General features: G+C 44.6%; 15 protein-coding genes. 5 read left to right on the top strand and 10 right to left on the bottom strand.

Annotation, left to right across the window (positions count from 1 at the left end; all coding sequences use genetic code 11):
* The first annotated feature begins 115 nt into the window (after positions 1-115).
* From BUR42_RS11900 to BUR42_RS11880, 5 genes are all read left to right on the top strand, one after another.
* A complete protein-coding gene (locus BUR42_RS11900; protein ID WP_084185529.1) occupies positions 116-676 on the top strand; it encodes an RNA polymerase sigma factor in 561 nt (186 codons plus the stop codon).
* Positions 677-678: 2 nt separating this feature from the next.
* Positions 679-1,206: a hypothetical protein gene (locus tag BUR42_RS11895; protein WP_074239443.1), complete on the top strand. Its 528-nt coding sequence runs from the start codon at positions 679-681 to the stop codon at positions 1,204-1,206.
* A gap of 112 nt (positions 1,207-1,318) precedes the next feature.
* Positions 1,319-2,275 carry a hypothetical protein gene (locus BUR42_RS11890; RefSeq protein WP_143197421.1) on the top strand — a complete coding sequence of 319 codons (957 nt, stop codon included), beginning with the start codon at positions 1,319-1,321 and terminating at the stop codon, positions 2,273-2,275.
* 30 nt (positions 2,276-2,305) lie between these two features.
* A complete protein-coding gene (locus tag BUR42_RS11885; protein ID WP_074239441.1) occupies positions 2,306-3,019 on the top strand; it encodes a head GIN domain-containing protein in 714 nt (237 codons plus the stop codon).
* A gap of 38 nt (positions 3,020-3,057) precedes the next feature.
* Positions 3,058-4,206 carry a C1 family peptidase gene (locus BUR42_RS11880; protein WP_074239440.1) on the top strand — a complete coding sequence of 383 codons (1,149 nt, stop codon included), beginning with the start codon at positions 3,058-3,060 and terminating at the stop codon, positions 4,204-4,206.
* A 32-nt stretch (positions 4,207-4,238) separates the two neighbouring features.
* On the opposite strand, the gene BUR42_RS11875 is transcribed toward BUR42_RS11880, so the two are convergent.
* The 10 genes from BUR42_RS11875 to BUR42_RS30080 all read right to left on the bottom strand — a co-directional run bounded on the left by BUR42_RS11875 (position 4,239) and on the right by BUR42_RS30080 (position 12,424).
* A complete protein-coding gene (locus BUR42_RS11875; RefSeq protein ID WP_074239439.1) occupies positions 4,239-4,487 on the bottom strand; it encodes a helix-turn-helix domain-containing protein in 249 nt (82 codons plus the stop codon).
* A gap of 156 nt (positions 4,488-4,643) precedes the next feature.
* Entirely contained in the window at positions 4,644-4,871 is a 228-nt protein-coding gene (locus BUR42_RS11870; protein ID WP_074239438.1) for a helix-turn-helix domain-containing protein, read from the bottom strand.
* 174 nt (positions 4,872-5,045) lie between these two features.
* Positions 5,046-5,318 carry an acylphosphatase gene (locus BUR42_RS11865; protein WP_074239437.1) on the bottom strand — a complete coding sequence of 91 codons (273 nt, stop codon included), beginning with the start codon at positions 5,316-5,318 and terminating at the stop codon, positions 5,046-5,048.
* Between the two features lie 43 nt (positions 5,319-5,361).
* Positions 5,362-5,664: a hypothetical protein gene (locus BUR42_RS11860; protein ID WP_074239436.1), complete on the bottom strand. Its 303-nt coding sequence runs from the start codon at positions 5,662-5,664 to the stop codon at positions 5,362-5,364.
* 339 nt (positions 5,665-6,003) lie between these two features.
* A complete protein-coding gene (locus tag BUR42_RS11855) occupies positions 6,004-6,615 on the bottom strand; it encodes a 2'-5' RNA ligase family protein (protein WP_074239435.1) in 612 nt (203 codons plus the stop codon).
* A gap of 182 nt (positions 6,616-6,797) precedes the next feature.
* Positions 6,798-7,556 carry a triose-phosphate isomerase gene (gene tpiA / locus BUR42_RS11850; protein ID WP_074239434.1) on the bottom strand — a complete coding sequence of 253 codons (759 nt, stop codon included), beginning with the start codon at positions 7,554-7,556 and terminating at the stop codon, positions 6,798-6,800.
* Positions 7,557-7,606: 50 nt separating this feature from the next.
* The gene (locus BUR42_RS11845; protein ID WP_074239433.1) at positions 7,607-8,773 is read right to left on the bottom strand and encodes a putative sugar nucleotidyl transferase; all 1,167 of its coding nucleotides are present in this window, start codon (positions 8,771-8,773) and stop codon (positions 7,607-7,609) included.
* A 67-nt stretch (positions 8,774-8,840) separates the two neighbouring features.
* Positions 8,841-9,095 (bottom strand): type B 50S ribosomal protein L31, encoded by a 255-nt coding sequence (locus tag BUR42_RS11840; RefSeq protein WP_074239432.1) that lies wholly within the window; start codon positions 9,093-9,095, stop codon positions 8,841-8,843.
* Positions 9,096-9,158: 63 nt separating this feature from the next.
* Positions 9,159-9,650: a YajQ family cyclic di-GMP-binding protein gene (locus tag BUR42_RS11835; RefSeq protein ID WP_074239430.1), complete on the bottom strand. Its 492-nt coding sequence runs from the start codon at positions 9,648-9,650 to the stop codon at positions 9,159-9,161.
* Between the two features lie 131 nt (positions 9,651-9,781).
* Positions 9,782-12,424, bottom strand: coding sequence for a M56 family metallopeptidase (locus tag BUR42_RS30080; protein ID WP_074239429.1), 2,643 nt, complete (start codon positions 12,422-12,424; stop codon positions 9,782-9,784).
* Positions 12,425-12,427: the final 3 nt, after the last annotated feature.

Raw genomic sequence — 12,427 nt, 5'->3', positions numbered from 1 at the left:
GCAGGTCGCGTTCTGTTTTTATGAACTTAATCCCTTGATTTTCATAGTTGTTTGCGTAAATTGAAATAAAAGTAAGCCCTATATGCAACCATAGCCCTTAACCGCCGTCTTTAATATGAGTATATCATCTAGCAATTTGGAAAGAATGCCTGTAACAGATCAGATCGTGGTGCGTTGCCGCAAGGGCGACGCCCGGGCTTTCCATGAGTTGTATGAGGCGTATTCCAAGGCGATGTACAATATCTGTTTAAGGATGACAGGGCATGCCAGTGATGCGGAAGATGTGTTGCAGGAGGCTTTTATACAGGTCTTTAAAAACCTGGATAAGCTCAGCTCAGAAAGCAGCCTTACTGCCTGGATCAAAAGGATCGTAGTGAATCATTGCCTGAGCTACCTGAGAAAGAAGAAAGTATATTTTGAAGAGGTAGGGGAGACGGATGCTCCGGAAGAAACAGATGTGGATGAAACACATCATGCCATGACGGTGTCCGCCGTAAAAGACGCGATAGGGCAATTACCGGATGGCTACCGGACAGTTTTGAACCTTTATATTTTTGAAGAGTATTCTCACCGGGAGATAGCTGGTATGCTGGGGATCTCGGAATCTACAGCTAAAACGCAGTTCATGCGGGCGAAAGAGAAAGTGAGACAACTCGTAAAACTTAAAACAACGTGAACATGAAACTGGAGGATTTTATAAAGCAGCACAGAGACTCTTTTGAAGAGGAAGGACCAGGGCCTGGCGTTTGGGCCCGTCTTGAAAAGGAGCTGCCAGTCCGCCAAAAAACTTCCGTAGTACGAATGATGGCAAAACATTGGTGGAAAGCTGCCATCCTTATAGCGCTGATCGCCAATGCCGGCCTGCTGGTGAAGTATGCTAATACCAAACAGGATGTAGCAGTGGTGATCCCGGAAATGGAAGAAATGGAACTTTATTATACATCCAAAATTGAGCAAAAGCTGGATGAGCTGAAAACAATACCGGCAGACCAGTTAGGGCTGGACAGCACTACCAGGGCAGAACTGGAATTACGGAACGAAACCTATCTGCTGTTGGAAAAAGAACTGGTGAACAACCCGGGGAATGAAAGGATCCGCTCAGCTATGGTCCGTTATTATCAGATGAAATTGGATCTGCTGGACAGGATACTTTCAGAACAGGAAAAACATACTAACTCACCTTCAACTAAAAAAGATGTTCTCTAAATCTACTCTTTTATTTTTTCTGCTTCTACCATTTGCCGCATTGGCAGCAAAAGGGGATGAGGAGCATAAGATACGTCTTACTAAAGAAGTTAAACTTAACCCCAAGGCCCGCGTGGCCATTTCAAACAAATACGGAAAGATCGTTGTCAACACCTGGGATAAAATGGAGTGTAAGGCAGAGATAGAGATCATTGGTTATGGTAATTCCAATGATCAGGCCCGTAAAATGGCAGAGATGGTGGAAATAAATATGGGAGCCTCCTCTCCGGATAATGTGAAGATAGAAACAAAGTACAGCCCCGCCGGGAACAAATGGTTCAACTTCGGAAAACGGGATTCCAAAGATCATGTGCAGGTGAACTATACACTCTATGTTCCCCGCAATCTGGCCGGTATGGCACTTGAGAATAACTTTGGAGATATCCTTGCCAGGGAGCTTCCTTTCTATACGCATGTTAACATCAACTACGGCTTCTTCGATATTGGTCAGTCTGATAACGGGTTAAAAGTGAACATGAATTACACGGATAAAGCCCGTATTGGTAAGGCCGATCAGGTAGAAGTAAATGCAAATTATTCTTCCCTGAAAGCAGACAATGTGTCCAGCATGAAACTTAATTCCAATTACAGCAGCTATACATTGAATAAAGTAGATGATCTGATCATTGATTGTAATTATGATGATTATAAAGTAGACCAGATCGTTAATATTAAATACTCTTCCAATTACTCTGATATCAAGATGAACGGATTGAAAACAGCGGGAGATTTCAGGATCTCGTACTCAGATGTACTGGTACGCCATTTATCTTCTTCTTTCAGTGCCATCAATATCAGTTCAACTAATTCAGATGTTAAATTGGGTATAGCATTGAAGACCGCTTTCAGGATAACCGCTAACCTCCGTTATGGAGACCTTGACAGCAAAGGTTTTGAATGGAAGAATGTAAATCAAGTTAAAAAGAACAATAACCTCTCCTTTTCCGCCATAACAGCCAATGCTACGGATGCTTCACCGATCATTAAGATCAATGGATCGTACAGCGACGTAAGACTGGCAGGAGAATAATCTAAAACCTCATCTTTAAATCTAGAAAACATGAAATCGTATTTCGTCCTATTTTTCCTTTTTCTCTCGCTTGCCGCGAGTGCCCAGCAGGAAACAGTTACCGGTAATGGAAAGATCAAAAAGGAGAAGCGAAGCACCAGCGGTACGTTTGATGAGATCAGCGTTTCCGGTAAGTACAAAGTACTCATTAAACAAGGAAGTACTACTTCCGTTGACCTGGAAGGAGATGAAAACATACTGCCTTTTATAGAAACAGAAGTGAAAGACGATGAGTTGCAGATCCATACTAAGAAAGGCTATAATGTAAAGCCTACCGGTACTATAACAGTCTATGTTACGCTGCCTAAATTATCCGAAATTTCATCCAGCGGCTCTTCCAGTTTTGCAGGCGAGGGAGTGATCAAAGGAGATAAACTGGAGATAGGATTAAGTGGTAAAGCAGAGATGGACCTGGAGCTGAATTATAATGATCTTGAATTAGGAATGTCTGGCTCCGGTTCCGTAAAAATGGCCGGTACAGCTACCAAAGCAGAAGTGAATATATCCGGCAACGGGGAGTTCAATGCACCGGGGCTGAAATCCCAAAATATGGAACTGAACATTTCCGGTAATGGCAATGCCCATGTGAATGTGGATAAGAAATTGGAAGTAGCCATCTCCGGCAATGGCAAAGTGAAATACAAGGGTTCTCCTACCACTAACCAGTTCGTTTCCGGAAATGGCAGGGTAGAGCACGAAAACTAGCGGGGTTTTGTATATTTGGAATCAAATATATGCCGCTTATGAGATTTAAGATGACGTTGATGCTCAGCCTGGCGATAGGTTTCCAGGCTGCTGCGCAGGAAAGCCCTGTTAGTATCCAGGCTACAGACAACAATGGTTTTTCTATCCTGAAGAATAATGCCGCCACTGCGGTGAAAGATCAGGGAAACACCGGCACCTGCTGGTGTTTTGCTACTATATCGCTGATTGAAAGCGAATGTTTGCGCGCCGGGGTTGAGAAACCCGATATTTCTGAAATGTACGCCGTAAGGAACACCTATCTGTACAAAGCGCGTAATTATGTGCTGCGGCAGGGAGATTCCCGTTTCGGACAAGGCGGCCTGGGGCACGATGTTTTGAATGCTGCCGGCAGATACGGATTAATGCCTGAATCTGCTTTCAGTGGTTTGAAAGAAGGGCAAAAACGCTTTGATCACAATGAAATGGAGAAGGCGCTGAAATCCTACCTGGACAGCATCCTGAAGAAACGCCCGGTATCACGTGATTGGGAAACAGGGTATGCTGCTATCATGGATGAATACATGGGGCAAACACCACCTGCTACTTTTGATTACAATGGTAAAACGTATACACCGGAAAAATATGCAAAGGAAGTAGTGAAGTTTAATCCTGATGATTATATCAGCCTTACTTCTTTCACCCATCACCCTTTCTACAGTTCATTTGTACTGGAGATCCCTGATAACCATGCTAACGGAAGTTTCTACAATGTAACGCTGGAGGAACTGATAGGAGCCACCAAAGCTGCGGTGCAAAAGGGTTATACCGTGATGTGGGATGCTGATGTAAGTAACAAGGGTTTCATTTCAAAGTATGGCTATGCTTTTTCACCAGAGCATGACACCGTGCCTAACAAAACACATCCCGATCCTGATCTGGCAGAAGTGAAGGTTACATCCGAATACCGCCAGGGTTTGTTTGAAAACCTCGTTACACAAGATGACCACCTGATGCATATCACGGGGATTGGTAAGAGTAAAAAGGGAAAACCTTTCTTTATTGTTAAGAATTCCTGGGGTACCACATCTTCTCCGTTTGGAGGATATGTATATGTTTCAGAGCCTTATTTTGCTGTGAACACTATAAATGTGATTGTGCCGAAAGCATCGCTGGATAAAGCGTTGCTGAAGAAGTTGAAGATAAACTAGATTTTCAGAGCGAGGTGAGCACCTCGCTTTTTTTATTCCTTTTTACGTATTTCATAACCCGGAGGAAGGAGTAATTCCGCTGCAAGAACTTCTAATGCCTTGGCTATTTCTTCCAGTGTTCCTATATAGAGATTTTTATCTGCATGCTCATACCGGGAAAGGTCTGCATTATCGATCTTCACACAACGCGATTCTAACTTCCGCAGGGAATAGCCTTTTTCCTTTCGGATCCTCCGAAGGTTTTCAGCAAACAAAAGCACTATTTCCAGCTTCTTAGGCATTCACAGCAATTTGGCTGAATCGCGCCGGAAAAGTGCTGGCGAATCTACCAGCAACTTTGTAGTGTTTTTTTACTATCGGGCATAAAAAAAGCGAGATAAGTACCTCGCTTTTTTTTAAAGGCTAAATTGGAGAGTATAATATTTTTCCAACCCTGCTTATAACCTGGGAACCAGTAATTCCCATACGGCAATATCCATGGCATCAGCTAACTGCTGAAGTGTTGTGAGCGTGATATTAATAGCACCATTCTCCATGCGTGAAATATCTGCGTTATCAATGTTGCAGCGGGAGGACAATTCCCGCTGGCTGAAACCTTTATCTTTTCGAATCCTGCGGAGGTTTGTCCCGAATAGAATTAATATATCCGGGGCTTGGGTAGGCATTAGTCTTCTATCTTAAGCATCTAAATTGGCTAAATTATTTCGATTAAGTGAGGGGTACTAACCCATCAGTGGTATTTATTTTATAATGACACGCTGTAATGTAGTATGGTGGCTATTTTGGTATGGGGATTAACACAACGGGATAAAGGATTAATTTAAATATCCTGCACGTTTTTAAGTGTGCAGGATATCAAAATCTTCAAAGTGCTGCAATGGACGATCTGTTATTTCTAAGCTGGTAACCCTGGCACCAGAGGGGCCGTACCTGCACCAGTCAATAAACTCCTCAACGGCTTCCGGGTTTCCTTCAGCAGTTATCCATACATTACCATCAGGGAGATTTTTCACTGCGCCGCGTACACCCGTTTTATCTGCTACTGATTTAGCGGTGGCCCTGAAGTACACTCCCTGCACTTTTCCTATTACGACTATTTCTTTATGAATCATGTGCTGAATGAATTATGATAGCAAAGCTATCAATAAATAATAATTACCTGTTGTGCCCGGTGGCAAGCCTTTGTTGCAGCTGCTCAACACCTTCAGCAAAAGCTGTACTGCCACCGGGGTAAAAAATAAAGAATTGAGATGCCTCAGTGTTCGAACCCTGCACTTCATGCACCTGTATATATAAGGATGGATGAAAGTAAAAGTATTCAATGGCAGAAGGAAAAACCGCTCTCCTCATGTGTTCCAGCTGAAACCCTGCTTTTGTAAGAAGAGAAAATGTTGCTTGTTCTGAAGAGTGTTGCACTTTCCCATCCAGGTAGCATGGTTTAATTGAAACCCATTCCATGTATTTAAATTTACGGAGAAGAAGCATCATGGATGCAGGGCATTAACCCAGCTGGGCATATTTCTATGCACATAACTGACGCTTATCTTCATCTCCGATGAAAAATCTCATGTCTAAGTATGCACTATAAGAGCTGGAAAAAAGTAAGCTCTAAAGGGCTTGTAACACTTGTTTACAGCCGGTTGAGAACATGCTTTTCTTAACAGCGGTGCAGGTGCATGCAGTATGTTTGGTGAATTTGTTGGGTCGTAAGTAGTAGAGGAGGGGCCGGGAGACGAACGCCCGACCCGTTAGAGGGATATTGATACTGACTCTTGAAAGGCGGAAGTTTACTACGTATTAAGCTCTTACCGGAAGGCGGCGTTCCACTGCCTGGGTATGTTGAAACAACGATTGATCTGCTGACTGGTCTTTTCCAAACTGGAATTCACGTATTACTTCGTATCTGCCTCCTTTTGAAGGTTTCCTCAGAAGGCTGAAGCTGTGACAGTGAAAGCTGCGCACAAACATTTTGTTGGAAAAGTAAGGTGCCAGTTTGTTGAACTGCTGGGTATTAATGGACCTTGCCAGTGTGATGTGCGGTTTGTAAGAACTGGCTTTCAGCTCAAACGTATGCAGGATCTTTTTATGCAGGTCTTCTACCGGTTTGGGGTTGGCCACATTCACATATAACATGTGACCAGACTCTCCCTGCCTGCAGTGGTCAATCCTGGATGTATATACGGTAAAAGCAGAAAGTTCTGTTGCCAGGGTTTCCAGCATCTGGATGAAATCCATTTCATACCGTTCCGGGAATTCCGACCGGAATAAGGAGATGTGCGGCTGCGTAAAAGCACCATTAAAGGGTCCCAGTTCCTCTGCGATCAGGTGCTTGAACATACTCACATCCTGTACCGTTTGTGCATCAGGATGTATTACCAACATGTAGTCATATAATACTTCTTGTTCCATGTCATTACGATTGTGCAATCATCAATTTGATTGGATCTGAATCATTAACAGCAATAATGAATATCTATCCTCTCTTTCACAACACGAATATACTAACATTTTTGGAAATACTAATAATTTTAGCAAATAATACTAAAAAAAATGGGCCCGCATCCATGTCTTTTGGTGCGGGCCCCTTATAATTAAAAGCTTTGTACAATAGCTGTAAAGTCTGCTGCCACCAGGGATGCGCCACCAATCAGGCCTCCATCCACATCCGGAGAAGAGAACAGTTCTTTGGCATTGGAAGGTTTCGCACTTCCGCCATACAGGATGGTAATGCCCAAAGCAGCCTCGCGCCCGAATTTCTCTGCGATCTGAGAACGGATGAAAGCATGCATATCCTGTGCCTGTTGCGCACTGGCTGTAAGTCCTGTACCAATTGCCCAGATGGGTTCATAAGCAATCACCACATTCTTAAGGGCTGCTGCATCCAGGTGATACAGGCTTTCCTGTAATTGTTGGGCTACATAAGCATTTTGTGTTTCAGCCTTTCTCACTTCCAGCGGTTCTCCGCAGCAGAAAATGGGTTTGATACCATTTGCCAGCGCCAGGTCTATTTTCTTAGCCAGCTGCGCGTTAGTCTCGGAAAAGTACTCTCTGCGCTCAGAGTGGCCGATGATCACGAAATCCACGCCAATGGACTGTAACATTTCTGCAGAAACTTCTCCGGTGTATGCGCCGGATTTTTCACTGTAGCAGTTTTGTGCGGCCAGGTAGATGCCGGGGTAGTTCCGGATGAGTTGCTTTACTTTGATCAGGTAGGGGAAAGGTGGTGCTATTACCACTTCCTGACCTTCTGATAATTTGATACCAGCTGCAATGATGTCGTTCACCAATTGTTCGCCTTGTGCGAGCGTAAGGTTCATCTTCCAGTTAGCTGCTACGATCTTCTTTCTCATATGAATTTGTTATTTCGATTCAGGTAATTTGAAGCGCGAAAAATACACAATTACCCTTGAAATAAATGTGTTAATATTTGTACATCGGCAGGGCTGAGTTCCTGCCCCTTCAGTTGCATCCAGGAATCTGCATCGCGGAGGGCTTCATTGAGCCGGTAACGCTCCTGCGTATCTGAGCCTCCCCAACTGAAAGAAGGCACAAATTTGGGCGGGAAATTGCCTCCAAACACATTGCTGGATACGCCCACTACTGTTCCGGTATTGAACATGGTATTGATACCACATCTGCTGTAATCACCCATAAGCACCCCACATTTATTTCCGGCAGACCAGGCTTCGTTCTTGCTTTCCATCCATACCCGCACCTCCCTGGCATTGTTCTTCATATTGGAACAGCAGGTATGTGCACCCAGGTTGCACCATTCCCCGATCACAGCATCTCCGATGTAACCATCATGGGCCTTGTTGGAATTGTCGAAGAATACGGTGTTCTTCACTTCACCGCCTACCACGCAACGGTGGCCAATAGAGGTGGCGCCATAGATCTTTGTGCCCATTTTGAGCACAGCGTTTTCACCGATACCAAAAGGGCCGCGGATAAGGCAGCCTTCCATGATCAAGGCATCTTTCCCGATGTAGATAGGGCCATTCATTGCATTAAGCACACTGCATTCCACGGATGCCCCCGGTTCTATAAATACCTGTTCAGCATTAAACACCTGGTTGGTAGAAGAGATGGGGGCGGAGGTCCGTCCCTTTGTCAATAATTCAAAATCATCCCTGATAGCCCTGTCGTTGTATTGTGTAATGTGCCAGGGTTGATCAATGCGCATTACTTCTCCTTCAAAATCGATCCTGCTCTGGCTGGGAGGCAGGAAGAAATCGTCCCCGCTCACTACTTTCACGAGCAACCGGCCATTTTTGTACAATTCCTGGCCTGCCGTCATTTTACGGATGGTCTTTAAAAGTGCAACAGAGGGGAGGAGGTGGCCGTTCACTAATACATTCACGGCATTTTTAGGGGCTTTGATCAATGGGTACTTTGCCTCGAGGTAATCCATCGTGATGTAACTGATGGGGGAGGTCTGCAACCATCTTTCCCATTTCTCCCGGATGGTGAGCAAACCTGTTTTGCAGGCCGCTACCGCACGGGTATGCGTGAAGGGGAATAACTGGTCGCGCTCAGGCGTATCAAACAGGATGTAATGCGGGTTCATAACTGGCTAAAATAAAGAAATCCCACCGATATTAACCGGTGGGATCGTTAAATTATTTACAAAGCGCTTATTTAGCGTCTTTCTTGTAACGTTTGTTGAATTTGTCGATACGACCTGCAGTATCCAGCATTACATTCTTTCCAGTGTAGAAAGGGTGTGATGTATTGGAGATCTCAAGCTTGATCAACGGATATTCGTTACCATCTTCCCATTTCACAGTTTCACGAGAAGAAGTAGTTGAACGGCTCAAAAAGCTATATCCATTAGACATATCTTTAAACACTACGAACCTATAATTTTCCGGATGGATTCCCTGTTTCATATCAAAAAAAGTTAAAATCAGAACGCAAAGGTAACAGATAAATTTAAAATAGCCAAGAAAATTCTAGCTTTTCATATTTACATACTGCAAAGGTATGCCCAGGTTGGCCTCCTTTGCTTTTTGTATAACTTCCTGTAAATCATCTATTTTCTTGCCTGTAACCCGTACAATATCATCCATAATGGCGGCCTGTACCTTCAAACCGGCGTCTTTGATCATCTTTACGATCTTCTTGGCATCCTCCTGTTTGATCCCGTTCCTTACGGCAATATCTTTTTTATATACTTTACCGCTCTGGTAGGGGTCTTTGCTCAGGTCGTAGATGGAAGCATCAAGGCCCTGGCGCATGGTCCTGCTGATCAGCACTTCAATCACCTGTTCCAGCTTCATATCACTTTCCACTTCCAGCTTAAGGATCAATTCTTTTTTGTCCAGTTCGATACTAACGTGTGAACCCTTGAAATCATAACGGGTGGTAATTTCCTTCTTTACAGTATTGATGGCGTTATCCAGGGTTTGCAGATCAACTTTGCTCACGATGTCGAAAGACGGCATAAACGGGTTTTTAATGGTGAATAAACGAGGTGCAAATATAATAAAAAAAGCTGCTACCCATACAGGTAGCAGCTTTATGTTGATAGAATGGCGGCGAATTGGTTAGCATGAAGGTTAAAGAGCGGGGCTGTTTAACGGTTATCCTGGGTGTTTATATGATAATTATCTTTACTTTTCTTTATAGAAACGTTCTTGTTTTTAAGATATTGTTCATATTTCTTATTTACTTCATCCGGCTGTTTTTTGCCATTTATGTAGAGATCATCTCCTTTCTTCTCAATTTCGTAATCTTTACTACGGTCCAGCAGGTTATCCTTTTCCATGCCTTCCAGCATATCATTGAGTGCATCCCTGCGGTCCTGGGCTACTTTGGCCCGTTTCTCAGCTTCTGCCCTGCGTATTTCTGCGTTTGCGGCTTGTTCAGCCCGGATCTTGTTGTTACGCTCATTTTGCTCTGCACGGATCTTGTCGTTACGCTCATTTTGCTCTGCACGGATCTTGTCGTTATTGGCACGTTGTTCTGCCATGATCCTGTTATTACGCTCGGTTTGTTCCGCAACTATCCTTTCATTATGTGTCCGTTGTTCCGCTTGTATCCTGGCGTTTTGAGCACGCGCTTCTGCCTGAACACGGGAATTTTGAGCACGTGCTTCAGCCTGAACGCGGGAAGCTTCCGCCCGTTGTTCAGCTATCACCTTATCCACATCTGCCCGCACCCTTGCAGCTTCGCGCATGGCTTCTCTGCGGCTGATCTGGCCTTCGGCCATTACTTTAGCACGATCTTCATCCCAGTTGTAAGAGCCGTCCCGGTCACGGAAGTATTGGAAGTGCCTGGATGAATCTGCCCAGTACTTCTCCATACTCTCTTTCATTTGTTTATTGATCTTATCCCAGTCTACCTTTTTCAGGCTTTCCTGCATTTGCTTGTTGATCTTTTCCCAGTCTGCTTTATTAAAGTTGCGTTTGATCTCGTCTTGCAGTTTATTGAACTGGATCTCATTGAATTTATGGTCTGCGTTCCATTTCTTCATATTCTCAGCCATTTCCTTATTCATCTTGTTCCAGTCGATCTTCTTCATATTAGCCTCAATATCTTTCCCCATCTTGCTCCAGTCTGTTTTCTTAATGGCTTCTTCTGCAGCTTTCATGGCTTTTCTGAACTCATCTTTGCTGAATTTGAAAGCCTTGTCGTAATTATAGCTGTAGTTATAGTTGTAGTTCCGCTGCTGCTGCTGCTGTTTCTGCATGTCTGCATACAGCTGCTGCATACGGATATAGTTTTCTTCCATCTTTTTGCGATCAGCTTCCGGCATTTCTGTAATGCTGTTATACGCTTTTTCCACGCCATCATCTCCTTTTACGATGATCTTCCTGGAACGGGGAGTAGTGGTATCTCCGTCTGCAAAGAATGAACTGTAAGCTGTATAATAGTCAGGTGCCGCAGGGGGAAGAGGAGGTAAGGGCGCAGCATTAAAAGTAACGGAGGAAATAGGTGCCGGCGGCGACATCGGTGCCATTGGCGCTAATGGTGCTACAGCTGGTAATGGTGCTGGAGAAGCTAAAGGCGCTATCTCTGGTACAGGTGCTCCCGGAGGTGTTGGAACTGGTAAAGGTGCTGCCGGAGCTGGTGCAGGTAATGGTTTTGCAGCAGGTGACGGAGCTGGTGCTGGCGGAGGGAGAGGAATAGTGTCTGTTGCTGTTACACCTACAAAAGTGGATTGTTTCTTTTCTTTCTTTTCGTTCTTATTTCCCGGATTTAACCAGGCAATGGATACCAGGCCCACCACTATAATAAGCAGGGCAAGTACACGTTGGCTATAGTTAAGGTTTTTAGTTTTCATTTCCATGATGCGTTTGATGCGGTGAAGTAAATGATGTTTATCATCCGCTGCTGCCATGGCCATGGGATTGGCTGTTAAACGATATTCTTCCAGTGCCACCAGTGCTTTGGCGTAATGCAGTGGCTGCACGGTTCCGGCAATCACCAGGTCGTCACAACAATGCTCTCTTTCCAGGCGGATATTTTTGGAGATCCACCAAACAAATGGATTAAAGAACAGAATGGTTTCTACAATTGACTGGAAGATATTCAACAGGTAATCATTGCGTTTAATGTGCGCCAGTTCATGAAGAAGGATGGCCTCCAACTGTTCCGGGCTGAGATTACTGACCATGGCTGCCGGAAGCAGGATGACAGGTTTGAGGAAACCGATCATGACCGGAACCTGTAAATGCTGAGAAATGAAGAGTTGTACCTTACGGGTAACACCCATGTTCACAGCCAGTTTTAACAGATGTTCGTCCCAGGTTCTGCCCATTGCCGAAATGCCTTCCTGCCGCATCTGGCGCAGCTGTGCCAGATCAAGGCACAACTTAATGGTCATAAGGGTAACACCTACGATGTAAACAGCCACCAGGAGAGGGAAATACGATTCCATTCCCGGAAGCATCGTTTGCAGCCCGCTGCTTTGCTTTGGCAACTGCTCCATCGCTGCAGCAATGGTGGCAGTATCCCAGGTCATTGCCATTTCCTGTATCTTCTGAGCTTCCCGGATGGCATCTAACTGGTTGTAGAAAGTAACCAGGAACCATCCTGCAATCCCGGCCAGGGAAAGGAAGGACAAATGATACTTGATAGCGGCACTGGCCATGGGCCATATCCGTAATACGATCCGCAGACAGGCATATACGAAAAATGCTTGCCAAAAGGAGTGCAGGAGCGTCCAGCCGAATGCACGGATAATGTCTGTGGTAAAAGGAAGCAACGAGTTCATGGC

The organism is Chitinophaga niabensis (assembly GCF_900129465.1).
GTDB classification, from domain to species: Bacteria; Bacteroidota; Bacteroidia; order Chitinophagales; family Chitinophagaceae; genus Chitinophaga; species Chitinophaga niabensis.
This window is presented reverse-complemented; position numbering and strand designations above follow the sequence as displayed.

Excerpts from the sequence above, each read along its gene's own strand:
- BUR42_RS11845 (WP_074239433.1), bottom strand. The coding sequence starts at position 8,773 with ATGAACCCGCATTACATCCTGTTTGATACGCCTGAGCGCGACCAGTTA.
- BUR42_RS11880 (WP_074239440.1), top strand. The coding sequence starts at position 3,058 with ATGAGATTTAAGATGACGTTGATGCTCAGCCTGGCGATAGGTTTCCAG.
- BUR42_RS11860 (WP_074239436.1), bottom strand. The coding sequence starts at position 5,664 with ATGGAATGGGTTTCAATTAAACCATGCTACCTGGATGGGAAAGTGCAA.
- BUR42_RS11865 (WP_074239437.1), bottom strand. The coding sequence starts at position 5,318 with ATGATTCATAAAGAAATAGTCGTAATAGGAAAAGTGCAGGGAGTGTAC.
- BUR42_RS11900 (WP_084185529.1), top strand. The coding sequence starts at position 116 with ATGAGTATATCATCTAGCAATTTGGAAAGAATGCCTGTAACAGATCAG.
- BUR42_RS11875 (WP_074239439.1), bottom strand. The coding sequence starts at position 4,487 with ATGCCTAAGAAGCTGGAAATAGTGCTTTTGTTTGCTGAAAACCTTCGG.
- BUR42_RS11855 (WP_074239435.1), bottom strand. The coding sequence starts at position 6,615 with ATGGAACAAGAAGTATTATATGACTACATGTTGGTAATACATCCTGAT.
- BUR42_RS11840 (WP_074239432.1), bottom strand. The coding sequence starts at position 9,095 with ATGAAACAGGGAATCCATCCGGAAAATTATAGGTTCGTAGTGTTTAAA.
- BUR42_RS11895 (WP_074239443.1), top strand. The coding sequence starts at position 679 with ATGAAACTGGAGGATTTTATAAAGCAGCACAGAGACTCTTTTGAAGAG.
- BUR42_RS11885 (WP_074239441.1), top strand. The coding sequence starts at position 2,306 with ATGAAATCGTATTTCGTCCTATTTTTCCTTTTTCTCTCGCTTGCCGCG.
- BUR42_RS11870 (WP_074239438.1), bottom strand. The coding sequence starts at position 4,871 with ATGCCTACCCAAGCCCCGGATATATTAATTCTATTCGGGACAAACCTC.
- BUR42_RS11835 (WP_074239430.1), bottom strand. The coding sequence starts at position 9,650 with ATGCCGTCTTTCGACATCGTGAGCAAAGTTGATCTGCAAACCCTGGAT.
- BUR42_RS30080 (WP_074239429.1), bottom strand. The coding sequence starts at position 12,424 with ATGAACTCGTTGCTTCCTTTTACCACAGACATTATCCGTGCATTCGGC.
- tpiA (WP_074239434.1), bottom strand. The coding sequence starts at position 7,556 with ATGAGAAAGAAGATCGTAGCAGCTAACTGGAAGATGAACCTTACGCTC.